At 62.5% G+C, this 23,011-nt stretch carries 25 protein-coding genes; 1 reads left to right on the top strand and 24 read right to left on the bottom strand.

Annotated features, from left to right (window positions below; translation table 11 throughout):
- Positions 1 to 11: 11 nt before the first annotated feature.
- The 16 genes from VX159_RS01275 to VX159_RS01200 form a co-directional block, all read right to left on the bottom strand.
- A complete protein-coding gene (locus tag VX159_RS01275; RefSeq protein ID WP_371324189.1) occupies positions 12 to 2,213 on the bottom strand; it encodes an EAL domain-containing protein in 2,202 nt (733 codons plus the stop codon).
- A gap of 179 nt (positions 2,214 to 2,392) precedes the next feature.
- Complete coding sequence (locus VX159_RS01270) at positions 2,393 to 2,755, bottom strand: PilZ domain-containing protein (RefSeq protein WP_371324188.1); 363 nt, start codon at positions 2,753 to 2,755, stop codon at positions 2,393 to 2,395.
- A 16-nt stretch (positions 2,756 to 2,771) separates the two neighbouring features.
- Entirely contained in the window at positions 2,772 to 3,410 is a 639-nt protein-coding gene (queE, locus tag VX159_RS01265) for a 7-carboxy-7-deazaguanine synthase QueE (RefSeq protein WP_371324187.1), read from the bottom strand.
- Positions 3,411 to 4,157: a tol-pal system protein YbgF gene (gene ybgF / locus VX159_RS01260; protein WP_371324186.1), complete on the bottom strand. Its 747-nt coding sequence runs from the start codon at positions 4,155 to 4,157 to the stop codon at positions 3,411 to 3,413.
- A 3-nt stretch (positions 4,158 to 4,160) separates the two neighbouring features.
- Positions 4,161 to 4,703 (bottom strand): peptidoglycan-associated lipoprotein Pal, encoded by a 543-nt coding sequence (gene pal, locus VX159_RS01255; protein ID WP_371324185.1) that lies wholly within the window; start codon positions 4,701 to 4,703, stop codon positions 4,161 to 4,163.
- A gap of 29 nt (positions 4,704 to 4,732) precedes the next feature.
- A complete protein-coding gene (gene tolB, locus VX159_RS01250) occupies positions 4,733 to 6,001 on the bottom strand; it encodes a Tol-Pal system beta propeller repeat protein TolB (RefSeq protein ID WP_371324184.1) in 1,269 nt (422 codons plus the stop codon).
- 32 nt (positions 6,002 to 6,033) lie between these two features.
- A complete protein-coding gene (locus tag VX159_RS01245; RefSeq protein WP_371324183.1) occupies positions 6,034 to 6,825 on the bottom strand; it encodes an energy transducer TonB in 792 nt (263 codons plus the stop codon).
- A 2-nt stretch (positions 6,826 to 6,827) separates the two neighbouring features.
- Positions 6,828 to 7,229, bottom strand: a complete 402-nt coding sequence (locus tag VX159_RS01240; protein ID WP_371324182.1) for an ExbD/TolR family protein — start codon at positions 7,227 to 7,229, stop codon at positions 6,828 to 6,830.
- 3 nt (positions 7,230 to 7,232) lie between these two features.
- Complete coding sequence (gene tolQ / locus VX159_RS01235) at positions 7,233 to 7,910, bottom strand: protein TolQ (RefSeq protein WP_371324181.1); 678 nt, start codon at positions 7,908 to 7,910, stop codon at positions 7,233 to 7,235.
- The gene (gene ybgC / locus VX159_RS01230) at positions 7,907 to 8,329 is read right to left on the bottom strand and encodes a tol-pal system-associated acyl-CoA thioesterase (RefSeq protein ID WP_371324180.1); all 423 of its coding nucleotides are present in this window, start codon (positions 8,327 to 8,329) and stop codon (positions 7,907 to 7,909) included. The genes tolQ and ybgC overlap by 4 nt, the downstream gene beginning before the upstream one ends.
- Before the next feature lie 81 nt (positions 8,330 to 8,410).
- The gene (gene ruvB, locus VX159_RS01225) at positions 8,411 to 9,460 is read right to left on the bottom strand and encodes a Holliday junction branch migration DNA helicase RuvB (protein ID WP_371324179.1); all 1,050 of its coding nucleotides are present in this window, start codon (positions 9,458 to 9,460) and stop codon (positions 8,411 to 8,413) included.
- Entirely contained in the window at positions 9,457 to 10,512 is a 1,056-nt protein-coding gene (locus VX159_RS01220) for an AI-2E family transporter (RefSeq protein WP_371324178.1), read from the bottom strand. The genes ruvB and VX159_RS01220 overlap by 4 nt, the downstream gene beginning before the upstream one ends.
- A gap of 15 nt (positions 10,513 to 10,527) precedes the next feature.
- The gene (ruvA, locus tag VX159_RS01215) at positions 10,528 to 11,106 is read right to left on the bottom strand and encodes a Holliday junction branch migration protein RuvA (protein WP_371324177.1); all 579 of its coding nucleotides are present in this window, start codon (positions 11,104 to 11,106) and stop codon (positions 10,528 to 10,530) included.
- Between the two features lie 34 nt (positions 11,107 to 11,140).
- On the bottom strand, positions 11,141 to 11,671 hold the full coding sequence (gene ruvC / locus VX159_RS01210) for a crossover junction endodeoxyribonuclease RuvC (RefSeq protein ID WP_371324176.1): 531 nt from the start codon (positions 11,669 to 11,671) through the stop codon (positions 11,141 to 11,143).
- Positions 11,672 to 11,680: 9 nt separating this feature from the next.
- Complete coding sequence (locus tag VX159_RS01205) at positions 11,681 to 12,535, bottom strand: DMT family transporter (protein ID WP_371324175.1); 855 nt, start codon at positions 12,533 to 12,535, stop codon at positions 11,681 to 11,683.
- 63 nt (positions 12,536 to 12,598) lie between these two features.
- A complete protein-coding gene (locus VX159_RS01200) occupies positions 12,599 to 13,324 on the bottom strand; it encodes a YebC/PmpR family DNA-binding transcriptional regulator (RefSeq protein ID WP_371324174.1) in 726 nt (241 codons plus the stop codon).
- A gap of 122 nt (positions 13,325 to 13,446) precedes the next feature.
- On the opposite strand from VX159_RS01200, the gene VX159_RS01195 reads away from it, so the two are divergent.
- Positions 13,447 to 13,782, top strand: a complete 336-nt coding sequence (locus tag VX159_RS01195) for a 4a-hydroxytetrahydrobiopterin dehydratase (RefSeq protein ID WP_371324173.1) — start codon at positions 13,447 to 13,449, stop codon at positions 13,780 to 13,782.
- 95 nt (positions 13,783 to 13,877) lie between these two features.
- Here the strand turns inward: VX159_RS01195 and VX159_RS01190 are convergent, their stop codons facing one another.
- The 8 genes from VX159_RS01190 to VX159_RS01155 all read right to left on the bottom strand — a co-directional run bounded on the left by VX159_RS01190 (position 13,878) and on the right by VX159_RS01155 (position 22,832).
- Positions 13,878 to 14,876 carry an L-threonylcarbamoyladenylate synthase gene (locus VX159_RS01190; RefSeq protein WP_371324172.1) on the bottom strand — a complete coding sequence of 333 codons (999 nt, stop codon included), beginning with the start codon at positions 14,874 to 14,876 and terminating at the stop codon, positions 13,878 to 13,880.
- On the bottom strand, positions 14,876 to 16,027 hold the full coding sequence (locus VX159_RS01185) for a 5-(carboxyamino)imidazole ribonucleotide synthase (RefSeq protein ID WP_371324171.1): 1,152 nt from the start codon (positions 16,025 to 16,027) through the stop codon (positions 14,876 to 14,878). Before VX159_RS01185 ends, VX159_RS01190 begins: the two co-directional genes overlap by 1 nt.
- A gap of 77 nt (positions 16,028 to 16,104) precedes the next feature.
- On the bottom strand, positions 16,105 to 16,602 hold the full coding sequence (purE, locus tag VX159_RS01180) for a 5-(carboxyamino)imidazole ribonucleotide mutase (protein WP_371324170.1): 498 nt from the start codon (positions 16,600 to 16,602) through the stop codon (positions 16,105 to 16,107).
- Positions 16,602 to 17,459 carry a bifunctional methylenetetrahydrofolate dehydrogenase/methenyltetrahydrofolate cyclohydrolase FolD gene (folD, locus tag VX159_RS01175; RefSeq protein WP_371324169.1) on the bottom strand — a complete coding sequence of 286 codons (858 nt, stop codon included), beginning with the start codon at positions 17,457 to 17,459 and terminating at the stop codon, positions 16,602 to 16,604. Before folD ends, purE begins: the two co-directional genes overlap by 1 nt.
- Positions 17,460 to 17,597: 138 nt before the next feature.
- Positions 17,598 to 18,209 (bottom strand): indolepyruvate oxidoreductase subunit beta, encoded by a 612-nt coding sequence (locus VX159_RS01170; protein WP_371324168.1) that lies wholly within the window; start codon positions 18,207 to 18,209, stop codon positions 17,598 to 17,600.
- Positions 18,206 to 20,080: a thiamine pyrophosphate-dependent enzyme gene (locus VX159_RS01165; protein ID WP_371324167.1), complete on the bottom strand. Its 1,875-nt coding sequence runs from the start codon at positions 20,078 to 20,080 to the stop codon at positions 18,206 to 18,208. The genes VX159_RS01170 and VX159_RS01165 overlap by 4 nt, the downstream gene beginning before the upstream one ends.
- 101 nt (positions 20,081 to 20,181) lie before the next feature.
- Complete coding sequence (locus VX159_RS01160) at positions 20,182 to 22,029, bottom strand: ATP-binding protein (RefSeq protein WP_371324166.1); 1,848 nt, start codon at positions 22,027 to 22,029, stop codon at positions 20,182 to 20,184.
- A 5-nt stretch (positions 22,030 to 22,034) separates the two neighbouring features.
- Positions 22,035 to 22,832 carry a phosphate/phosphite/phosphonate ABC transporter substrate-binding protein gene (locus tag VX159_RS01155; protein WP_371324165.1) on the bottom strand — a complete coding sequence of 266 codons (798 nt, stop codon included), beginning with the start codon at positions 22,830 to 22,832 and terminating at the stop codon, positions 22,035 to 22,037.
- Positions 22,833 to 23,011: the final 179 nt, after the last annotated feature.

Below are 23,011 nucleotides of genomic sequence, written 5' to 3'. Positions count from 1 at the left end.
CGGCCGGATAGTCAGCCAGCCGGCGCCTGGGTCGAACCGGGGAAGCGGCCGCAAGTCTCAAGCGGCACCAGTTGCTCGAACTCGGCAAAGGACATCGGCCGACCAAACAGGTAGCCCTGAAAATAACGGCAACCATGCTCAACCAGAAAACTCAGCTGACTTCCCTCTTCCACTCCTTCCGCAACCACATTCAGGCGCAAGGCATTGCCCATTGCCAGGATCGCACCGACAATCGCCGCATCATCGCGGTCACATCCGAGATCACGGATGAAAGAACGATCTACTTTCAGTTGCTCGAAGGGATAGCGCTTCAGATAAGCCAGCGAGGCATAGCCGGTACCGAAATCATCCAGCGAAAAACGCACGCCAAGGTCGATCAACTGCTGCATTTTGCTCACGACATCGTCGGCATTATCAAGCAACAGGCTTTCGGTCACTTCTAGCTTCAGCCGCCGCGGGTCAACCCCATGCCGCTCCAGAGCAGACTGCACCTGCCAGACAAAATCCGGCTGGCGAAACTGGCGGGCACTGACATTCACCGCCAGATCCAGACGACTCATCACCGGCGAATCGGCCCAGCGCCGCAAATGCGCACACGCATTATCGAGCACCCACTGTCCGATCGGCAGGATCAGGCCTGTCTCTTCGGCCAAAGGAATGAACTCGCCCGGAGCAATCATTGGCTGCCCCGGGGGCTGCCAGCGCAGCAGGCACTCGGCCCCGATCAGGCGCCGCGCCGGGTCGACCTGCGGCTGGACAAACAAGATCAACTCGTTCTCAGCCAGCGCCCGACGCAATCCGGATTCGAGGCTGAGCCGTCGATCCATCGCCTGCTGCATGCGATCATCGAAAAACCGGATCGTATTACGCCCAGCCTCCTTGGCTTTGGTCAGCGCAATATCCAGCTGTTTGAGCAAGATTTCACTGCTTTTATCTTGTGTCTGAAACAGGATTAGGCCGATGCTTGCGGTGCAAGCCAGCACATCGTTGAGTTCCGGCAACTCATAGACGGCAGCCAACTGCAAGCGCAAGGCTTCGGCCGCCTGCTCAGCCCGCAGGCCCGCAGCTTCCGGCGTACCCCCCAGGGATTCGAGCAGGACCACGAACTTGTCCCCCCCCAACCGCGCCAGCGTCCGCTCAGACCCGGCCCAGCGCTGGGCCCGCTCGGCAACAGCCCGCAACAATCGGTCGCCAAGCGCATGCCCGCAAACATCATTGATCGACTGGAAACGATCAAGGTCAAACATCAGCAAAGCCCCGTAACGGCCGTGCTGCTGCACTCCGGCTAATGCCACCGCTAGGCGCTCCAGCAGCAGGCGCCGGTTGGGTAACCCAGTCAGTGCATCGTAATATGCGAGATGCCGCGCAGCCTCCTCGGCCTGCTTCAGTTTGCTGATATCGGAAAATGTGGCGACATAGTGGGTTACCGCCCCGCTGGCATGACCAACAGCCCGGATCGTCAGCCACTCGGGATAAACCTCACCCGAACGGCGACGGTTCCAGATTTCCCCCTCCCAGTGCCCCACACTTGCCAGCTCGGACCAGAGCTCCCGGTAAAAAGCCTCGGACTGACGCCCCGATTTCAGCATTCTGGGCGTCTGGCCAATTGCCTCCTCCGGACGATAGCCGGTCAGACGGGAGAATGCCGGATTAACCCGCAGAATCACCTGCTGGGCATCGGTAATCATGATTGCCGCCTGCGACTCGAATGCCAAGGCCAGGGTCTGCAACTCCTCCACCTCTGCAGCCGGCACCTCGCTCGTGCTAACCAGCAGCAGGTAGCCGCAAGGCTGCTCGGCGGTATCGGACAAAACCGAAATGCTCAGCCAGGCAGAAAAGAAATGACCATCCTTGCGTTGCAACGTCCACCGCTGGGCATCCACGCCTGCGGCAGGCAGCCCCTGAACCAGCAGCGAAAAATCGCGTGCCCACCCAAGTTCCAAACGGGGGACCAATTGGCGGCCTCGCGCCGCCAGCTCTTCCGGAAGCAAAAACGTTAGCGGGGAGCAGCGTGCAACCACTTCGTCCCAACCATAGCCGAGCAAAGCCTGTGCCGCACGATTGAAGTAAATGATGGTGCCGTCGAGATCGGTCGCGATCACCGCCTGGCCAGTCTGTTCGAGGATGGTTTGCGGCAGATCGCGCAGACCGGCACGAGCGAGCGCATCGCGATGACCGATGGCAGACGCGGAGTGCAACTCGACCGGGGTCATTGCAAAGCTCCGGCGCAACCCGACAAAGTTGCGGGCAAGGCGGCTACGGCAAGGTGTGACATGGTGGCTTCCGAGGTTGCCCCGGCCCGAGATGCAGGCCGGATCGGCAGACCCGGATTATCGCCAGCGCAGCACCAGCATGGCAAGCATTACCGACTTGGTGAGTTGCTTTCAGAAGCTCAGTGTGCCACCAGCAACCAGAGCTCACGCTCCAGCAGCGTCTCGTCACCCAGGTTAAGTTCAACCAGACGGCGCAGATGGGTAATGCTGTCGAGATCGATTTCCCGGCAAGCCAGACCGTACAAGCTGCCTTCATGGTGCATCAAAGTGATTTCCATGCGGATCGCTGCCCCGCTTTCGCCGAGGGGGATTTGCAATATCCCCTGCGCCTGCAAGGGCAGGCTCTCGCCCCCCTCAGGGCGAATCAGCGCCCCCTTCAACGACAAATCGGCGATCTCGACCGGAAACTCTTGCCCCTGTATATACAGACGGCCGGGGGTCTGAAAAAAAATGCGTGAAAACTGTCGACGTTCAGCGGTCATGCGAGTCTCCCGGGGATCATTTACCTTGCATGTTACCCCAAAGCAGCTTGTGCAACTGCAATTGGAAACGCACCGGCAAGCCATCGGCCAATATCCACTCGGCCAGATCGGCCGGCTGCAACTGCCCCTGGGCCGGTGAAAGCAGGACCGGGCAGCGCTGCGCCAGCGCGTGACCGGCCAGCTGTTCGCGCGCCCACTCGTAATCCAGGCGCGAGGCAATGACGATCTTGATTTCGTCGCGGGCATTGAGGAAGGGCAGGTTCTCCCAGCGATTGCGCTCACACTCGCCGGAGTCGGGGGCCTTCAGATCCATAATCCGCGAAACCCTCGGGTCAACCGTGGAAATATCGAGCGCCCCGGAAGTTTCCAGCGAAACCTCATAGCCGGCATCGCACAGCGCCGTCAGCAGCGCCGGACACTCCTTCTGCGCCAGCGGCTCACCGCCGGTTACGCAAACCTGACGCGCGGGATAGCGGGCAACCTCGGCCAGAACGGCTTCGATAGTCGCCGGCTCTCCGCCGGTGAAGCTATAGGTGGTATCGCACCAGGTGCAACGCAGCGGGCAGCCGGTCAGCCGGACAAACACCGTCGGCAGACCGACCCGCGAGGCCTCGCCTTGCAGCGAGTAGAAAATTTCAGTCAGACGCAGCGCCAATTACTTCTTCTTCAAACGTTGTTGCGCCGCTTCGGCAGCCGGTGACTTCGGATATTTGGCCACCAGAGTTTCCAGCGAGCGCTTGGCTGCGGCGGCATTACCCAACTCCTGCTGACAGGTCGCCAACGCCAGCCAGGCATCCGGCGCCTTGGCGCTCTCGGCATAACGGCTGGTGACTACCGCCTGGGCTTCGACCGCACGCTTGCAATCGCGTTGTGCATACCAGGCATTGCCCAGCCAGAACTGGGCATTCGGCGCTAGTTGGCCGTCCGGGTATTTCTGCACAAAGGCGGCAAAGGCAGTCGCCGCTTCCTTGTACTTGCCGGCCTTGAAGAAGTTCAGCGCAGCTTCATAGTCCTGCCCCTCGCGCGCCGGGTCGGCAGCAGCCGGTGCGGCTGCGGCACCTTCGGCAGGCGCGGCAGATGCCGCCGTCTCAAACTTGCGCAGTCGCGTATCGAGATCGAGATAAAAATCCTGTTGCCGCTTCTTGGCCAGATCAAGCTCATAAAGCAAGGTCTCGACCACCCCGCGCAAGCGGGAAATTTCTTCGGCCTGCTGCTGGATCTGGTTGGACAGATCCAGCTTGGCCTTGGCCTGCAGATCGAATTGCGCCTCGGTCCTGGCCTTCAGTTCGCCAATCTGGCGACGGGCTTCCTCGTCGTCGAAAATCCCGGCCTGCGCCGGCAGGGCGAACAAGCCGCAGCACAACAGGGCGCCGACCAGCGGCGCAATTCGATGCGGGCGCATGATTTAGAACTCGCCGCGGCCGTCGGCAGCACGATACAGCATATCGGCGCGACGGTTTTCCGCCCATGCGGATTCGTCGTGACCCGGATTGCGCGGCTTCTCCTCACCCAGGCTGACCGATTCGAGCTGATCGTCATTAACCCCCAGCAGCTTGAGCGAACGCTTGACCGCCTCGGCACGCTTCTGGCCCAGCGACAGGTTGTATTCACGGCTGCCGCGCTCGTCGGTGTTACCCTGGATCAGCATCTTGAAACCACGGTTATTGACCAGGTACTTGGCATGGGCGGCAACCAGATCCTGGTAGTCGGCCTTGACTTCATACTTGTCGAGATCGAAGAAGATGCTGCGCTGCGACAGCTTGCTCTTCGGATCGGTCAGTTCGCGCGGCAAGCCATTAGCATCGACGCCACCGGCGACCACCTGAGCAACGCCGGTGCCGGCACCGCTGCGGGACTCAACCGGGGCACCACCGGTCTCTTCAACCGGGGTGGACGAACAGCCGACGATCAGAGCCGACAGCAGAGCGGGGAGAAGCAATTTTTTCACGACAAAAACTCCGAATGGAACGATGTGGATTATTGAGAGTACGGCCCCCAGGCCGGTTCGCGTACGTCGCCGGCGGCCACCGTCAAGCGCTGCTTGATACGGCCGTCGCTGGATACAGCAGAAAGGATGCCGCGACCGCCGACTTCGGTGGCAATCAGGATCATCCGGCTGTTCGGGGCAAAACTCGGTGACTCGTCCTTGTGCGAGTCGGTCAGCACCTGTACCTGGCGGCTGGCCAGATCCATCACCGCGAGTTGGAAACGGCCCTCGCGGCGGGTGATGAAGGCCAGGCTGCGGCCGTCGGGAGACGGTCGCGGCGAGACGTTGTAACTGCCTTCGAAGGTAACGCGCCGGACATCTCCGCCGCTGGTGCTGACCTGGTAGATCTGCGGACTGCCGCCGCGATCGGAAGTGAAGTAGATGACACTACCATCCGCCGAATAGCGCGGCTCGGTATCGATCCCAGGCGAACTGGCAAGACGTTGCGGCGCGCCACTGCCATCGGCACTGATCGAGTAAATTTGGGAATTGCCGTCCTTGGACAGCACGATGGCGAGGCGACGACCATCCGGCGACCACGCCGGCGCCGAGTTCGAGCCCTTGAAATTGGCAACGATATGGCGCTGGCCGGAAGCCAGCGCATGCACATAGATCACCGGCTTCTTCTTCTCGAAAGAGACATAGGCCAGCTTGCCGCCATCCGGCGACCAGGCCGGCGAAATGATCGGCTCGGTAGACTTCAGGGCCGTTGCGGCGTTCTGGCCGTCGGCGTCGGCGATTTGCAACAGATAGTTGCCGCCGGCCTTGACCACATATGCAATCCGGGTTGAGAAAATCCCGCGTTCACCGGTCAGCTTCTCATAAATTTCGTCGGCAATCCGGTGTCCGGCCAGCCGCAACTGTTCGCTGCCGGTAACAAAGGCCTTGGCGGCAAGCACTCCGCCCTTTTGCGTATCGTGCAGACGGAAACGGGCTTCGACCCGCCCATCGGCACTGCGGCCAACACTACCGGCGGCCAGTGCATCGACCCGACCGCGCCAATCGCCGGCATTGATCGGAGTATTTTCATCAAACTGGGCACTACCGGTATCGACCAGCCGGAACAAACCGCTGCGCTCCAGATCAGAACGAGCGGTACCGGCCACAATCCGGGCTACCGGATCACCGGCAAAATCGGCGATGGCTACCGGAATCCGGCTGGCACCGGCCCCGGTGATTTCAATCGACAACTGGGCGTTGACCGTCGCTGCCCCGCACAGGGCCAGCAACAGGAAAAACCGACGGGTAGTACGGATCATTGGCATGGACTTGGACAAAAATTTGGCCGATTTTACTCTTCAAACGGCTTGTATTTGATTTCCAGCGTGCGCTGAAATTGTGAAGGATCATCCGGCTTGGGCAAGGGCGAAGATTTGAGGATCGCCCGCTCGATCGCCGTATCCAGGGCGGCGTTGCCACTGGAACGCTTGAGTTTGACCGAGAGCACCTCACCAGATGGCAGCTGATTGACCTCGAACTGCGCCTCGGGGTTGCCCTGAATGCTCGGCGGCAGCACGATGTTGCCGCGAATCTTGCCGCGAATCTTGCTGGCGTAGCTGTCCAGGCCACGCCGACTGGCCGAAGCCCGGCTCTCGACCTCGGCAGCGGCCGCATTGGCCATCTGTTGTGTATTCGGTTTTGGCTTGCTCTCGCTCTGCTCGCGTTTAAGCAGATCGCTGAAATCCGGTGGCGCAGGTCTGGGCTCGGATTTTTTGGGCGGTTCGGGCTTGACCGGCTCGGGCTTCTTATCCGGCTCGGACTTTTTCTTCTCTTCCGGCTTTTTCTTTTCTTCCTTCTGCACGATGTCCGGCTTTTTCGGCGGCGGCTCGGGCTTGGGTTCCGGCCTCACCTCCGGCCGGGGTTCCGGCTTCGGCTCGGGTTTCGGCTCCACGGGCGGTGGCGGCGGCGGTACGTAGGTCGCCGGCGTCGGCTTGGCCGACCACAGTTCGACCTCGTACACCTCGGGCTGGCTGCGTTTCCACTGCACCCCGAGGAACAGCGCGCCGATCAGCGCCGCATGCACCAGCACAGTCAGCGCCAGCGCATATTTTTTTCCGGGTTCTGCGGGACGTTCAGGAATCATGCTTACTTGCTGCTGGTTTCCAGGCCGACCTTGTCGAAGCGCAGCTTCTTGACCTCGTCGAGCACTTCGATCACGTTTTTGTAAGCGGTTTCCTTGTCGCCGGCGACCAGCACCGCCAGTTTGGCATCTGCCTCCTGCAGGGGCTGCAGAGTCGCCTTGAGCTCCTTGATCCCCTTCAGCTTGGTCGACTTGCCGTCAGCGTCGAAAACCGTCAACTCGCCGCCCTGCTCGACCTGCACCTTGAGGTACTTGTCGGGCTTCTGCGGCGCGGTGCCGGAAGTCGGCAGATCGACCGAGCCGGTGGTCATCATCGGCGTTGCAACCATGAAAATCACCAGCAGGACCAGCATCACGTCGATATAAGGAACGACGTTGATTTCGTTCTTGAGCTTGCGCTGACGCATGGCTTACCGCATCTGCCGCTGGATGATATTGGAGAACTCCTCCATGAACGACTCGTAACGCACCGCGAGACGGTCGATTTCATGCGAGAAGCGGTTGTAGGCAAGCACCGCCGGAATCGCCGCAAACAGGCCGATGGCCGTCGCCACCAGGGCTTCGGCAATACCGGGGGCGACCGAGGCCAGGGTTGCCTGGCCAACATTCGAGAGGCCACGGAAGGCATGCATGATCCCCCACACGGTGCCGAACAGGCCGATATACGGCGAGACCGAGCCGACCGAGGCGAGGAAGGCCAGGTGCGCTTCCAGCGCATCCATCTCGCGCTGGTAGGTGGCGCGCATGGCGCGGCGCGAACCATCGACGATGTCCTTGGCTTCAAGGTTGCTCTGCCCCTTGAGCTTGGTGAATTCGCGGAAACCGGCCTCGAAGATGCGCTCCATTGAACCGGCATGGTGACGGTCGTTAACCGCGCTGTTGTAAAGGCTGTTGAGATTGCCACCGGACCAGAAATCGCGTTCGAAGGTCTCGGTCTTGGCGCGCGCTTCGCGCACCGCAAACCACTTCATGAAGATGTAGTACCAGGACATGAAGGAGACCCCGGCCAGCAGGGCCATCACCATCTGGACGACGGCACTGGCTTCGAGAATCAGGTGAAGGATGGAAAGATCCTGAGCAGCATTCATTTAAGGGCTTCCAACTGGGAATACAGAAAATCGGGAATCGGCGCCGGCTGCAGCTTGTCGGCATCGACGCAAACAATCTCGACATTGCCGCTGACCAGCTCAAGCTCACCGCAACGGACGTGCTGACGGAAGACGACGCGGACCCGGGTCAGCTTTTCGACCTCCAGGCCGACAGTCAACAAATCGTCGAGTCGCGCCGGCCGCAGGTACTCGCAGGCAGCCTTGCGAACCACGAACAGCACCCGCTGCTCGTCGGCCAATCGGGACTGATCGTGGCCGGCCTGTCGCATCCATTCGGTGCGGCAGCGCTCGAAAAACTTCAGGTAATTGGCGTAGTAAACGATGCCGCCGGCGTCGGTGTCTTCGTAGTAGACCCGCACCGGAATGGTAAAGGCAGTCGCATTTGGCTGGTATTTCATCCACGGGATTTTACATTGCGCCGCAACAACAATGTGTAACGATCTGTTTCTTCTTGGGATTCAGATCGCCTGCCGCTACGCCTAATCGCCGCCGACAGCGCCTCCTGTTGCCGGCACGGGCAAACCGAGATGACGATAAATCGCCGGCGTTGCGATCCGGCCGCGCAGGGTGCGCTGCAGGTAGCCCTGCTGGATCAGGTAGGGTTCCAGCACATCCTCGATGGTATCGCGCGCTTCGCCGATGGCCGCCGCCAGGTTATCGACGCCGACCGGACCGCCGCCGAACTTGTCGATCACCGCCGACAGCAGCTTGCGGTCCATCAGGTCAAGCCCGGCCGGATCGACGTCGAGCATGTGCAGGGCCTTGTCGGCGATCTCGCGGGTGATGTTGCCATCGCCCTTGACCTCAGCGTAGTCGCGCACCCGGCGCAACAAACGGTTGGCGATGCGCGGCGTGCCGCGCGAGCGGCGGGCGATTTCAAGCGCCCCGGCCGGATCGATCGGGGCGCCGAGCAAGGTCGCTGAGCGGCCGACGATGCTTTGCAGCTCGTCGGCGTTGTAAAACTCCAGCCGAGCGACGATGCCGAAACGGTCGCGCAGCGGGTTGGTCAGCATCCCGGCCCGGGTCGTCGCACCAACCAGCGTAAACGGGGGCAGGTCGAGCTTGACCGAGCGGGCAGCCGGGCCTTCACCGATCATGATGTCGATCTGGAAATCCTCCAGTGCCGGGTAGAGGATTTCCTCGACCACCGGGCTGAGGCGGTGGATTTCGTCGATGAACAGCACGTCGTGCGGTTCGAGGTTGGTCAGGATCGCCGCCAGATCGCCGGCGCGTTCGAGCACCGGCCCCGAGGTCTGGCGCAGATTGACGCCCATTTCGGCGGCAACGATGTGGGCCAGGGTTGTCTTGCCCAGGCCGGGCGGCCCGAACAGCAGCACATGATCAAGCGCATCGCCGCGATTTTTGGCGGCCTGGATGAAGATTTCCAGCTGTTCGCGGATTTTCTGCTGCCCGGTGTAATCGGCCAGACGCTTGGGCCGCAGCGCGCGCTCCAGCGCCTCTTCCTGCGCCGATTTGGAAACCGGCGCAATCAGCCGGTCGACCGTGGAAAGCTTGTCGGTTTCGATCATGCGGGCAATTCCTCGCGGGTCCAACGGGTAAACAGCATGTGGCCGAGCGCCAGCAGCACCGGACCAAGAAAGATGCCGATGAAACCGAAGACCAGCACGCCGCCGAGCACGCCGAGCGCGATCAGGACGATGGACAAGCCGGCACCACGCGCCATCAACAGCGGTTTGACGAAATTGTCGATGCTGCTGATCACCAGCAGGCCATAGAGCGCCATGAAGATCGCCCAACCGGTCTGGCCTTCGGCGTAGAGCCAGGCGGCCGCGCCGCCCCAGATCAGCGGCGGGCCAACCGGAATCATCGACAGGAAAAAGGTGGCAAAGCCGAGCAGTACGGCGGTCGGCACGCCGGCGATCAGGAAGCCAAGCATCGCCACCGCGCCCTGCGCGGCGGCTGTACCGACGATCCCGAGCATGACCCCGAGTACGGTATCACTGGTTTTATTGAGCATGTGCTCGCCGAGTTCGCCGCCCAGCTTGCGCGCCGCCGTGGTCAGCGCCTTGTCGACGGCAAAACCGTCGCGATAGAGGAAGAACACAACGAACAGCACCAGGGCCAGTTGCAGCAAACCGTTGCCGGCAATCGCCCCGGCCGCCAGCGCCAGCTTGCGGGCAGGTCCGGCCAGTTGCTTGACGACACGGTTGAATTCCTCGCGGCTGCCCGCGACCTGATGCCAGAAGGCATCGATATCGCCACCGATCAACGGCAACTGCGCCAGGCCGAAAGGCGGGTCGGCCGGCAGGCCGCGCTCCAGATACGGCCGCGCCAGCTCGACCAGACCGTCGGCACCGCTGGCCAGCGAGACCGCAAGAAACACGGTCGGCAGCAGCATCACCAGAACCAGCAGCAAGGTCATCAACGAGGCCCCCAGCGTCGCCCGCCCGCCGAGGCGGGGCAGCAGCTTTTGCGAGTACCACGACCAGGTACACATCCACAGCACGAAAGCAAACAGCACCGCGCCAATGAAGGGCAGCAGCACCGCGACACAGCCGACGATCAGCAGCGCCACCAGCGCCACCTGGGCCAGACGTTTGGGATTTTCCTCGCTGAACATGGGGACGATACCGGCTCAGACCTTGGACAACAGCTTGAGGGCCTGGCGGATACCGTCGGAGGTCCCGATCTCGGCCGGCAGCTGCTTGAGCGCCGACGTCGCCTCCTTGTCGTTGTAACCGAGCGCCAGCAGCGCATTCAAAATATCACTCTTGCTATCGTCGACCGTGGCAGCGAGGCTGACGCCGCCGGCATCGGCGAGTTTGCCCTTCAATTCGAGGAGCAGGCGCTCGGCGGTCTTCTTGCCGATCCCCGGCACCTTGATCAGGCGCCCGATTTCCTGCTGTGCAACCGCTGCCGCCAGATCACCGACCGACAGGCCGGACAGCACCGACAGCGCCGTACGGGCGCCAATCCCCGAAATCTTCAGCAACTGGCGGAAGGCGAAGCGTTCGGCTTCGCTCAGGAAGCCGTAGAGGAAATGTCCGTCTTCGCGCACCGCAAAGTGGGTGAGCAGGGTCACCTTGTCCTTGCCCGGCGGCAGGTTGTAGAAGGTGCTCATCGGCACATCGACTTCGTAGCCGACACCGCCGACGTCGAGCACGATCTGCGGCGGATTTTTTTCGAGGATGCTGCCGGTCAGGCGTCCGATCATGATGATTCGCGATACTGTATGTTCAAACAGGTTCTCATCGTAACAGCCGGCCGCCGCGAACGCGATACCCCGCCGTCGCCAGCGCCCCCAAACCCTGACCGCCGTGGGCATGGCAAATGGCGCAGGCGAGCGCATCGGCGGCATCGGCAGTCGGCGCGCCGGAGAGTTCGAGCAGGCGCACGACCATGTGCTGCACCTGCTCCTTGGCCGCCTTGCCGTGCCCGACCACCGCCTGCTTGACCTGCAGCGCAGTGTATTCGGCCACCGGCAGGCCGCCGTGCACCAGCGCGCTGATCGCCGCGCCACGCGCCTGGCCGAGCAACAGCGTCGACTGCGGATTGACGTTTACAAACACCTTTTCGATCGCCGCCTGGGTCGGGCGGTAGGCGGCGATCACCTCGCCGATGCCGGCAAACAGAGTACCCAGACGCTCGGGCAGCAATTGCCGCTCGTTCGACTTGATACAACCGCTGGCGACATAAACCAGCCGGTTGCCGTGCTGTTCGATCACGCCAAAGCCGGTAACGCGCAAGCCGGGGTCGATCCCCAGAATCCGGACCGTCATCCTCCCCCCTTACTTGCCCGGCCGGGCAACGAGATAGACGCCGCCAGCCGCCAGCGCCATGCCCAGTCCTGCGGTCAACGTCAGGTTTTCGCCAAAAAGCAGCCAGGCCAGCAGGGCCGTGGTCGGTGGCGTCAGATAAAACAGGCTGGCGACATTGACTGCGCTGCCGCTGCGGATCAGCAGATTGAGCAGGCTGATCGCGCCAAGCGATAGCACCAGCACCAGCCAGCCAAGGGCAAAGACGAACTCGCCACGCCAGTCGATGCGGAAATCCTCGAACAGCAGGACCGCCAGCGCGGTCAGCAGCGCACTCGGGACGAACTGGATCAACGCACCGCTACGCAGGTCGAACTTGGGGCAGAAACGCTTTTGATAGAGCGTACCGCCGGTAATCCCGAGCAGCGCCAGCAAGGCCGGCAGCAGCTGCGGCCCGAGTTCGGCGTTAAGGCTGAAGCGGCCGGCCAGGACCAGGGCGACGCCGACAAAACCCAGCGCCAGCCCCAGCCACTGGCGGGCGACCACCCGCTCGCCGAGCAGCCAGCCGGCGGCAGCGGCGGTGAGCAAGGGCTGCATCCCGACCACCAGCGCCGTCACCCCGGCTGGCAGACCATGCGCAATCGCAACAAACACGCCGCCCAGATAAAGCGCATGCACCAGCAGGCCAGAAATACCGATATGCAGCCAGTCGCGCCGCGCCGGCCACGGCGCCCGCGTCACCAGCACCACGGCTCCGAGCAGGCCGATCACCAGCAAATAGCGAACCAGCAGAAAGGACAGCGGCTCGGCATGCGGCAGGCCAAACTTGGCACCGATGAAGCCGGTACTCCAGAGGAAAACGAAGAAGAAGGGATAGAACTTTTGCATGGACGGGGATTAAAACAAAAAGGCGGCTGGTCCGCCGCCTTTTTTTGCCGGAAAAACCCCTGCTTATTCGTCCATCACCGCCGTGGTGTAGATTTCCTGCACGTCGTCGAGGCCTTCCAGCGCGTCGAGCAACTTCTGCATCTTGGCGGCGTCGTCGCCCGCCAGCGGGGTTTCGCCCTCCGGCTTCATCGTCACTTCGGCAAATTCGGGCTTGAAACCGGCGGCTTCGAGCGCGTCCTTGACGTTGATGAACTCGGCCGGGGCGGTGATCACTTCGATCGAACCGTCGTCGTTGGTCGCCACGTCATCGGCGCCGGACTCAATCGCCGCGTCCATCAGCGCCGCTTCGTCGGTTCCCGGCGCAAAGATCATCTGGCCGCAGTGCTTGAACTGGAAGACCACGCAACCTTCGGTGCCCATATTGCCGCCGTACTTGTTGAAAGCATGGCGGACTTCGGCAACGGTACGGGTCTTGTTGTCGGTCAGGCAGTCGACCATGATCGCGGCGCCGCCGATGCCGTAGCCTTCGTAGCGGATTTCGATGTAATCGACGCCTTCGAGTTCGCCCGTCCCCTTCTTGATCGCGGTGTCGATCTTGTCCTTGGGCATGTTGACGGCCTTGGCCTTGTCAATCGCCACCCGCAGACGCGGATTGAAGCCGGCGTCGCCGCCGCCCATCTTGGCCGCCACGGTGATTTCCTTGGCGATCTTGGAGAAGGCCGCACCGCGCTTTTCGTCCTGACGACCCTTGCGGTGCTGGATATTGGCCCATTTGGAATGTCCGGCCATGCTGACCCTTTCAATAAGAATGCGGTAAAAGCTAACCGCCTATTTTAGCTTGAAAGCACAGCGCGGCGAACCGGCGGCCGGGGTCAAGGTCTACCCGACAATCCCCAACCCGGAGCCCGACCATGATCGCCTGCCCCCTCGCCACCCGCCGCTGCCAGCCCTGCGAAGGCAGCATTCCCCCGCTGGACCCCACCAGCGTGGCGGCACAACTGGCCGAACTGCCCGGCTGGGAAATCGACGGCATCGGTATCGGCAAAACCTTCGTCTTCGCCAACCATTACCAGGCGCTGGCCTTCGTCAATGCCCTGGCCTGGATTTCGCACAGCGAAGATCACCACCCGGACACCCGCGTCAGCTACCGCGAAGTCCGCGTGCTCTACTCGACGCACGCAATTGGCGGGCTCTCGGACAACGACCTGATCTGCGCCGCCAAGGTCGAGAAGTTGATGAATCTGTAGGCAGGACCGACCGGAGAAATTTGTGCTTTTGCACGGTCGACCGTGAAAAAGCGCAAAAACCGCCGGGAATTTCTTCCTCGCGGTCCGCGCCCGCTTCAGGCGCCGCCGGAACCGGCGGCGGCACGGCGCAGGCGGTCGGCAACGGCGGCCCAGTCGGCGGAAGTCGGCAGCGACTCGACGACGATCAGGTCGACGCCGGCGTGGTCCATGTCGCGCAGTGCGGCGTAGAGGTCGTGTGCGTAACCAACCGGATCGGCCGGCAGCAGCCGCCAAACGTGCGGCATCCCAGCCTGCGGCGGCTGGTTGGGGCTGATCACCGCGCACTTGCCGCCGCGATGACGCTGGGCGTTGAGGAAATCGAGCAGGCGCTCGCCGGCGACCAAGCGCAGCGGCGTCAGCGGCGCGTAGTGGGCTTCGAGCGAGCCGGAGACGCGCGGTGCGCCGTGGCTGATTTCAATCGCCGGCACGCGCCCGAGCACCGCCTCCAGATGCAGCGGCGAAATATGGCCGGGACGCAGCACCACCGGTTCGCCGCGCGAGCAGTCGATAATCGTCGATTCGATGCCGACCGCGCAGGCGCCGCCGTCGAGGATCAGCGGCACGGCGTCGCCCAGCTCCTCGGCAACGTGCGCCGCCGTGGTCGGACTGATCCGGCCGAAGCGGTTGGCCGACGGAGCCGCGATGCCGGCAGCCACACCGGGGCGGGCGGCGGCAAAGCGGCGCAGCAGTTCGAGCGCGACCGGATGGCCGGGAACGCGCAGGCCGACCGTATCCTGGCCGCCGGTGACGGCGTCCGGCACCCAGGCCTGCTTTTTCAGGATCAGCGTCAGCGGGCCGGGCCAGAAGGTTTCCATCAACTCCCAGGCCACTGGCGGCACCTGCTCGGCCCACTGATCGACGGCGTCATGGCCGGCGACATGGACGATCAGCGGGTGGTCGGCCGGGCGGCCCTTGGCGGCGAAGATTTTGGCCACCGCTGCCGGGTTGGCGGCATCCGCGCCCAGGCCATAGACCGTCTCGGTCGGCAGGCCGACCAGTTCGCCGGCGAGCAGCAGCTCGACGGCGCGGGCAAAATCGGCGGCGTTCGGAACCATCAGTCCTTGATACCGATTGCGGCGCGGGCGGCGAGCGCAGCCTGCTGCACCTGTGCCGGGTCGTTGCCGATCACGGTGAAGTGCCCCATCTTGCGGCCAGGGCGGGCGTGGTGCTTGCCGTACAGATGCAGTTTCAGATTCGGAATCGCATGCAGCTTGGCCCAATCCGGTTCCCGGTAGGTTTCGCTGGGGTTGCCATTCTCATACCAGAGATCGCCGAGCAAATTGACCATCACCGACGCCGAATGCGCGCGCGCTTCGCCGAGCGGCAGGCCGCACAGGGCGCGCACCTGCTGCTCGAACTGGTTGGTAACGCAGGCGTCAATCGTGTAGTGGCCGCTGTTGTGCGGGCGCGGCGCCATTTCGTTGACCAGCAGCTGGCCCCGGCTGACGAAGAATTCGACGCCCATGGTGCCGATGTAGCCAAGCTTTTCGGCGATCCGGGCTGCGATCTCTTCGGCGTCGCTCATCACGCAGCCGCTGGCACGGGCCGGCACGATCGAGACATCGAGGATGCCGCGCGTGTGCTGGTTCTCGCCGGTCGGAAAGCAGGCAACCCGGCCCTGTTCATCGCGCGCCAGCACCACCGAGACTTCGTAATCGAGCGGCAGGCGTTGTTCGAGCACGCATTGCTCGCCCTTGAACTGGCCGAAGGCGAGCAGCGCTTCCTGGACGTTGTTGACCGTCGCCTGACCCTTGCCGTCGTAACCGAAGCGGGCGACCTTGAGGATCGCCGGGAAGAGGCTGGCTGGCGCCGCTTTCAGGTCGCTTTCGCTGTCGACCGTGAGAAACGGGCCGTGCGGGAAACCGTTATCACGCAGGAAGCTCTTTTCGCTCACTCGATGCTGGCAAATCGCGACGGCACCGGCGTGCGGGCGCACCGGCACGAATTTGGCTAGGTAATCGAGAGTGCCGGCCGGCACGTTCTCGAACTCGGTGGTGATCGCCGCGCAACCGGCAGCGAACTCGTCAAGCGCCGCATAGTCGTCGTAAGCAACGCAGAAATGCCGCTCGGCGATCTGCGCCGCCGGGCTGTTCTTGTCCGGATCGAGCACCCAGACCTGATAGCCGAGTTCGTGGGCGGCGGAAACGAAGAAGCGGCCAAGCTGGCCGCCACCGAGCATGCCCAGCGTCGCGGGCGGAAGAATCATGTTGGGCAAAGCATTCACCTCATCGGCACGGCGCAAATTGGCCGAAATTCACGGTCGACCGTAAAAAACCGGGTTTTTCACACTTCCGGCAGCTTCATGCCCAGCACCTTGTCGGTCTGGGCCTGGCGGAAGGCCTGCAGTTTGGCGTTCAGAGCCGCATCGCTGTTGGCCAGCATCGCCACTGCGAACAGCGCGGCATTGGCGGCACCGGCTTCGCCGATGGCGAAGGTGGCGACCGGAATGCCCTTGGGCATCTGCACGATGCTGTGCAGCGAATCGACCCCGGACAGTGCGCGCGACTGCACCGGCACGCCGAGCACCGGCACGGTGGTCTTGGCGGCCAGCATGCCCGGCAGGTGGGCGGCACCGCCGGCACCGGCGATGATCGCCTGCAGGCCGCGCGGGCCGGCGGTTTCGGCGTATTCAAAGAGCAGATCGGGGGTGCGATGGGCGGAAACGACGCGGGCTTCGAAAGCCACCCCGAAGTCCTTGAGGATCACGGCAGCGGCCTGCATGGTCGGCCAGTCGGAGTCGGAACCCATGACGATGCCGACAACAATTTTCTTATCGGTCATTAGCGAATCCCCGCTTTGCGCTCGGCGGCCTCGATCGTGTTGGCCAGCAGCATGGTGATGGTCATCGGGCCGACACCGCCCGGCACCGGGGTGATCTGGCCGGCGACATTCAGACAATCTTCGTAATCAACGTCGCCGCACAGCTTGCCGTCCGGCAGGCGGTTGATGCCGACGTCGATGACCACGGCGCCCGGCTTGAGCATGTCGCCCTTGACGAACTTGGGCTTGCCGACGGCGGCAACGACGATGTCGGCGCGGCGGGTATGGAAGTTCAGGTCGCGGGTCTTGGAGTGACAGACGGTGACGGTGGCACCGGCGTTGATCAGCAGCATCGCCATCGGTTTGCCGACGATGTTGGAACGGCCGATGACCACGGCTTCCTGGCCGGTCAGATCGACGTTGCCCTTCTCGAACATCTTCATCACGCCGTACGGGGTGCACGGAATGAAGCGCGGTGCGCCTTGCGACAGGGCACCGACGTTCTCGGCGTGGAAGCCGTCGACGTCCTTCTCGGCGGAGATGGCTTCGAGCACTTTCTCTTCGTCGAAATGCTTCGGCAGCGGCAATTGCACCAGGATGCCGTGGATGGACGGATCGGCGTTGAGTTCGGCGATCTTGTCGAGGACGACCTGCTGGGCTACGTCCTTCTCGTAGACGATCTTTTCGGAATGCATGCCGATGGCCAGGCAGCCATTGACCTTGTTCTTCACATAGACCTGGGAGGCCGGGTCTTCGCCGACCAGAATCACCACCAGACCGGGCTTATGCCCTTGGGCGGTGAGCGTTTCCACACGGGCCTTGAAGCTCTGGCGCAGTTCTTCCGCCAGCGCCTTGCCATCGATAATTTGTGCCGTCATCGTCGCATCCAAGCAAAAAGAAAAAGGGGAAAGGCCGGGCCTTTCCCTTTGAACTTTCAGGATTTTACCAGAGACCGGCGGCTTGGTCGCCGCCGGCACCTCGTGTGGGTACCTGTAGCGGTCGCTCCCTGCCCGCTCTCAAGCCACAGCGCCTTCCGCCTGCAGCACCGCCGCGCGACCAGCGGCAAAGGCCTGGCGATTGAGTTCGACCATTTTTTCGCCCTTGCGCTGAAAACGCTGCAACACGCAGGCAAGCAGGTCGTCGGCCGGGAACGGCAGATGGTCGGCGATGGCGCCAAGCATCACGGTGTTGCCGAGGCGGATTTCGCCAAGCTCCAGCGCAATCGAAGTCGCATCGAAGGCAACCACGTCGGTGCCGGCGGCACGGATCTCAGCAATCGGATCTTCCGGATAATCGAACAGACCGAGTTCGACCACCGGCGGCACCAGCCGCGAGTTGTTGGCCAGGGCGATCCCGCCCGGCCGCAGCATGTGCCGCCAGCGCAAGGCTTCGGCCGCCTCGAAGGCGAGCAGGACATCGGCCTCGCCCGGCGGAATCTGCGGCGATTGGACCTTGGGCCCAAAGCGCAGATGCGACGAAACCACGCCGCCGCGTTGCGCCATGCCGGCCACTTCGGTTTTTTTGGCATCATGCCCCAGGGCAATCGCGGCCTCGGCAAGAATTTCGGTCGCGGTCATCACCCCCTGGCCGCCAATCCCGACCACGAGGATATTGCTGGTCGTGCTCATGCGCTGCAGCCTCCCTTGTTTACCAGCTTGATCGGCGACACCGGCACGTAATGCTGGATCGCATCCGGCGCACAGGGCTGCAGGCAGAGGCCGCAGCCGGTGCATACCGACGACTCGATGCGCACGAAGGCGAGATCGACCTCGCGCCCGGAAGCCTTGGTCTGCTTGCCGCGACGGGTGACGTGGATGGCCGGACAGCCGACGTCGAGGCAGTTGCCGCAGCCGGTGCACTTGTCGTCATGCACTTCGTAGGGCTTGAGCTTGTGGTAGTCCTTGATCAGCACGCAGGGCTGGTCGGTGATGATCACCGACACGTCCGGCACCTTGACCTCGTCGCGGACGGTCTTGAACAAAACCGGCAATTCGTAGGGGTTGACCGTGTGAATGCGCTCCTGCTTGACCCCGAGGGCCGCGCAGAGCTTGGCGAAGTCGACGCGCGGCGCGTCCTCGCCGTAGATGTCGCGGCCGTTGCCCGGGTTGTCCTGACCGCCGGTCATGCCGACCGCACGGTTGTCGAGCAACAGCACGGTGACATTGGCCTTGTTATAGACCATGTCGAGCAGGCCCTGCATGCCCATGTGCAGGAAGGTCGAATCGCCGATCACGGCAACGATGCGCTTGTCCTTGTCGGCCTCGCCGCGACCTTTGTCCATGCCCAGCGCGATACCCATCGAGGCGCCCATCGAGACGCAGGTATCCATTGCCTGCCAGGGATGGCCGGCGCCGAGGGTGTAGCAGCCGATGTCGCCGGAGATATTGAGGTTGCGCACCTGCGACAGGGTGTAATAGACGCCCAGGTGCGGACAGGCGACGCACATCGTAGGCGGCCGTGGAAACAGTTGCGCCGGCGCCGGCGGCATTTCCGGCACCGGCTCGCCGAGCAGGCGGGCAATCGCCGGGCGCAGCACGGTCGGCGCCAGTTCGCCCTGCAGCGGCAGGATGTCCTTGCCCAGCACCTTGATGCCCTGAGCCTTGAGTTCGGTCTCGACCAGCGGTTCGACTTCCTCGACTACCACTACTTGGTCGACCTGCGCCGCCAGTTCGCGGCACTTGTCGACAGGCAGCGGGCAGGAGAAGCCCAACTTCAGCACCGGCGCATTCGGGAAGGCTTCGCGCACATGCTCGAAGGCCGGGCCGGAGGTGATGAAACCGATCCGGCGGTCGCTGCCGGGAACGATGTAGTTCAGCGGCGACTGCTCGGCCGCACTGCGCAACTCGCCGTCGCGCTTGAACATCAGCGGGATCCGCTTGCCGGCATTGCCCGGCACCATTACGTAACGCGATGGATCCTTCTTGAAGCCGGCGGCCACGCAGGGCACGCGCTCACCGACAGTGACCAGCCCCTTGACGTGGTTGATGCGGGTGGTCATGCGCAGGATCACCGGCACCTGGAACTGCTCGGAGAGTTCGTAGGCAGCCAGCGTCATCGCGTAGGCTTCCTGCGAATCGGCCGGCTCGAATACCGGCACATGCGCAAAACGCCCCCAGAAGCGCGAATCCTGTTCGTTCTGCGACGACGACAGGCCGACGTCGTCGGCAATCGCGATCACCAGCCCGCCGACCACGCCGGTCAGGGTCAGGGTCATCAGCGCATCCGAGGCGACGTTCATCCCGACGTGCTTCATGCAGCAGAAGGCGCGCGAGCCGGCATAGGCAGCACCGATTGCCACCTCCAGCGAGACCTTCTCGTTGACCGACCACTCGGCGTAAAGATCGGGATAGGTCGAAATGACCTCGAGCATTTCGGTCGACGGTGTGCCCGGGTAGGCGGCGGCCACCTTGACGCCGGCCTCCCAGACGGCGCGGGCAACGGCTTCATTACCGGACAGGAAGAGCCGGCTGGCCGCCGGCGCTGGCATCACTGCTGCCATGGAACCCCCAGAATACAGTGCAAAACCTTGGATTCTAGGAGGGTTATCACAACCGACGATTGATGTAACTCAATCGCCAGCAACAATCCAGGAAAAATGTATCACTTTGCTGCCGGCAGACAACGCTGGATTTCGGCAAACAGCTGCTCGACCCGCACCGGCTTGCTGACGTAGCCGTCCATTCCGGACTCCAGGCAGCGCTCACGGTCGCCCTCCATGGCATTGGCGGTCATCGCCACAATCGGAGTTCGCCCCCTGGCCTCGGCCGTCTCCTCGGCGCGAATCTGGCGAGTCGCTTCCAGGCCATCCATTTCCGGCATCATCATGTCCATCAGGATCAGATCGCAACCTTGGTCGCGCCATTTCTGCACCGCCTCAAGGCCATTGACCGCCAGCACGACCTGACAAGCACGCTTTTCCAGTATCCGTAGTGCCAGTTTCTGGTTAACCGGATTGTCTTCCGCCAGCAAAATCCGCAACCCGGCCGGCAGCAAGGCACAGACCGGTGCCGCTGTCGTCTGCGGCGGAGCCTCGACCTTACCGGCACGGACAGTGAAAATGAACAGTGAGCCCTGATTGACGGCGCTTTCAACGCGAATCCGCCCCCCCATCAACTCAACCAGCCGGCGACTGATCGCCAGCCCCAACCCGGTCCCGCCAAAGCGCCGGGAAATACTACTGTCGGCCTGGGTAAAGGCATCAAAGATATGCGCCAGTTTTTCCGGCGGAATACCGATCCCGCTATCGCGTACCGAAAATTCAAGTTCGACCTGGGTCGCGGTGGCGCCAAGCACCCGTATCGCCAGGTCAACGCTGCCCCGAGTAGTGAACTTGACGGCATTGCCCAGCAAATTAAGCAGAACCTGGCGCAAACGCTGCTCATCCGCCAACAAGTGCGACGGCAAATCCGGCGGCACCAGCAACCGCAAGGCGATACCCTTGTCAGCTGCGCGCGCTTCAAGCATCCGGCAACTGTCTTCCAGCATCGGTTGCAACTCGAAACGCTCACTTTGCAACTCCATCCGGCCAGCTTCGATTTTGGAAAAATCGAGAATTTCGTTGATCACCTTGAGCAAGTGCAAGGCCGAACCATGCACCGCCTGCAGACTGTCCCGCTGCTCGTAATTGAGGTGGGTCGCCAGCACCAGCTCGGTCATGCCGATGATGGCATTCATCGGCGTCCGGATTTCATGGCTCATATTGGCCAGAAATTCGCCCTTGATCGCGTTCGCGCTTTCAGCGGCAACTCGTGCTGCGGCCAGTTCAGCCAGCAGATTCTCGATCCGGTCGGCCATCAGGTTGAAGGCGACTGCCGTATCGGCGATTTCCGGCGCCCCGGAAACACTCACCCGCTCCGACAGCGCACCGCGCCCAAACGCCTCGACCCCCGCCTCAAGACGTGCCAGCGGCTGCAGACTGCGCCGCAAAACCAGGGCAAACAACGAGAGAAACAGCAGCCCGGACAGGCCCCAGACCAGCGCAGCATTGCGCATCGCCAGCCAGGTATCGTGAACGATCGCGCCCGCCGAAGGCTGAACCCGCAAGATGCCATAGACCCGCCCCCCCGCAACCAAGGGATAGTCATGCCCCCCGATCTTCAACTGCAGGCTTTGCACCACCCAGGACGGAGTGGAAAATGCGGCCATCTCCCTGGCTTCGATCAAGATCCGGCCATTTTCCGGTTGCAGGATTTCAATCGAATCGAGCGAGCGACTCACTACCGAGCGACGAATTGCCTGCTGCGCGGTTTCCAGATCGCCCACCACCAGGGCCTGGAGCAGAGAAGGAGCGAGCGCGGCAGCGATCGATTCGGACAATTCGTCAGCCAGCCTCTTTTCGTTCTCCACCTGCTGCGCCAACAGGATTCCGAGACCGATCATCCCGACCAGCAACAAGCCCCAGCCAGCCAGCCACAGCAGGCGTGTCGAGAGAGCCAGGCGGGGCAGCATCGACCTTAATCCCGAACCAGCTTGTAAGCTTTGCGCACAGACAGGTAATCCGCCTCACCTGCCGGAAAGAAACCCGGAAACTGATTGGCCTCAAGCAGCGCGGCCGCCGTTGGGTCCTGGCGCATTTTGAGCAAGGCCTGCTGGATCGCCACAACCTTGTCGCGCGGTACTCGGGGATGCACCGATACCGCCAGATCGGGATACGGCCCCGAGGTGTACAACTCGCGATAACGCAAGCCCTTACGTGCAGCATACTGCGACAGGTAACGCGAATTGACCGCAACCGCGTCGACCTGTCTGCTATCAAGCTGCGCCAGCCCTCCCTCCTGATTCGCCGCCATCACTTCCACCTCGTGGATACCGGCCTTGCGCAGCGCCTGCTTGGGCACCGCGTAGGCGACCAAGGCATGGACCGAAGGATAGGCAACCCGTCGCCCTTCAAGTTCGGACAGCTGCCGCAACGGACTGTCGTCACGCACGGCAATCACGCCAAAAATCGGCGCATTGCCCCAGCGCGCAATCACTCGATAGGTACCGTCGTACTCCGGGCGGAAATTATGATTGCTGAACAGCAAATCAAACTCTCCTGCCTGCATCATGGCATTGGTTGCCTGCACATTCGCCCCCATCCGCAACTGAAAACGCAAACCGGTCTGCTCGCTCAAGTAGCGGAAGATGGGATTCCAGCGCTCGGCAGTCAGTTGCGGACTTTGCTGATTGAGTATCCCGAAACTCAGAATCGCCTCGTCGGCGTGAACCAGAGCACAAATCCAGAACAGGAACAAAGCGGCACGAAGATGCATTTCGAAGATTCCTTTCGAACCGCGATTGTACGCCCACGCCTGAAGAATGGTTTTCCCCCCAACCGGGCTGCAAATAATTTGTCACGGCATATTGCGCAATACGAATTCAGTTTTTACAATGCGAAAAATCATTCTTGGATACAGGGAGTTTCCGGATACCCCGGCGACTCCCGAAAGCG

It is taken from the genome of Dechloromonas sp. ZY10, from assembly GCF_041378895.1.
Taxonomy (GTDB): domain Bacteria; phylum Pseudomonadota; class Gammaproteobacteria; order Burkholderiales; family Rhodocyclaceae; genus Azonexus; species Azonexus aquae.
This window is presented reverse-complemented; position numbering and strand designations above follow the sequence as displayed.

Excerpts from the sequence above, each read along its gene's own strand:
- ybgC (WP_371324180.1), bottom strand. The coding sequence starts at position 8,329 with ATGAAATACCAGCCAAATGCGACTGCCTTTACCATTCCGGTGCGGGTC.
- VX159_RS01270 (WP_371324188.1), bottom strand. The coding sequence starts at position 2,755 with ATGACCGCTGAACGTCGACAGTTTTCACGCATTTTTTTTCAGACCCCC.
- VX159_RS01155 (WP_371324165.1), bottom strand. The coding sequence starts at position 22,832 with ATGCATCTTCGTGCCGCTTTGTTCCTGTTCTGGATTTGTGCTCTGGTT.
- ruvC (WP_371324176.1), bottom strand. The coding sequence starts at position 11,671 with ATGACGGTCCGGATTCTGGGGATCGACCCCGGCTTGCGCGTTACCGGC.
- VX159_RS01205 (WP_371324175.1), bottom strand. The coding sequence starts at position 12,535 with ATGCAAAAGTTCTATCCCTTCTTCTTCGTTTTCCTCTGGAGTACCGGC.
- folD (WP_371324169.1), bottom strand. The coding sequence starts at position 17,459 with ATGACGGCACAAATTATCGATGGCAAGGCGCTGGCGGAAGAACTGCGC.
- VX159_RS01220 (WP_371324178.1), bottom strand. The coding sequence starts at position 10,512 with ATGTTCAGCGAGGAAAATCCCAAACGTCTGGCCCAGGTGGCGCTGGTG.
- VX159_RS01165 (WP_371324167.1), bottom strand. The coding sequence starts at position 20,080 with ATGGCAGCAGTGATGCCAGCGCCGGCGGCCAGCCGGCTCTTCCTGTCC.
- purE (WP_371324170.1), bottom strand. The coding sequence starts at position 16,602 with ATGACCGATAAGAAAATTGTTGTCGGCATCGTCATGGGTTCCGACTCC.
- tolB (WP_371324184.1), bottom strand. The coding sequence starts at position 6,001 with ATGATCCGTACTACCCGTCGGTTTTTCCTGTTGCTGGCCCTGTGCGGG.
- VX159_RS01275 (WP_371324189.1), bottom strand. The coding sequence starts at position 2,213 with ATGACCCCGGTCGAGTTGCACTCCGCGTCTGCCATCGGTCATCGCGAT.
- VX159_RS01195 (WP_371324173.1), top strand. The coding sequence starts at position 13,447 with ATGATCGCCTGCCCCCTCGCCACCCGCCGCTGCCAGCCCTGCGAAGGC.
- tolQ (WP_371324181.1), bottom strand. The coding sequence starts at position 7,910 with ATGAATGCTGCTCAGGATCTTTCCATCCTTCACCTGATTCTCGAAGCC.
- VX159_RS01245 (WP_371324183.1), bottom strand. The coding sequence starts at position 6,825 with ATGATTCCTGAACGTCCCGCAGAACCCGGAAAAAAATATGCGCTGGCG.
- VX159_RS01170 (WP_371324168.1), bottom strand. The coding sequence starts at position 18,209 with ATGAGCACGACCAGCAATATCCTCGTGGTCGGGATTGGCGGCCAGGGG.
- ybgF (WP_371324186.1), bottom strand. The coding sequence starts at position 4,157 with ATGCGCCCGCATCGAATTGCGCCGCTGGTCGGCGCCCTGTTGTGCTGC.
- VX159_RS01200 (WP_371324174.1), bottom strand. The coding sequence starts at position 13,324 with ATGGCCGGACATTCCAAATGGGCCAATATCCAGCACCGCAAGGGTCGT.
- VX159_RS01240 (WP_371324182.1), bottom strand. The coding sequence starts at position 7,229 with ATGCGTCAGCGCAAGCTCAAGAACGAAATCAACGTCGTTCCTTATATC.
- ruvA (WP_371324177.1), bottom strand. The coding sequence starts at position 11,106 with ATGATCGGACGCCTGACCGGCAGCATCCTCGAAAAAAATCCGCCGCAG.
- VX159_RS01160 (WP_371324166.1), bottom strand. The coding sequence starts at position 22,029 with ATGCTGCCCCGCCTGGCTCTCTCGACACGCCTGCTGTGGCTGGCTGGC.
- VX159_RS01185 (WP_371324171.1), bottom strand. The coding sequence starts at position 16,027 with ATGATTCTTCCGCCCGCGACGCTGGGCATGCTCGGTGGCGGCCAGCTT.
- VX159_RS01190 (WP_371324172.1), bottom strand. The coding sequence starts at position 14,876 with ATGGTTCCGAACGCCGCCGATTTTGCCCGCGCCGTCGAGCTGCTGCTC.
- ruvB (WP_371324179.1), bottom strand. The coding sequence starts at position 9,460 with ATGATCGAAACCGACAAGCTTTCCACGGTCGACCGGCTGATTGCGCCG.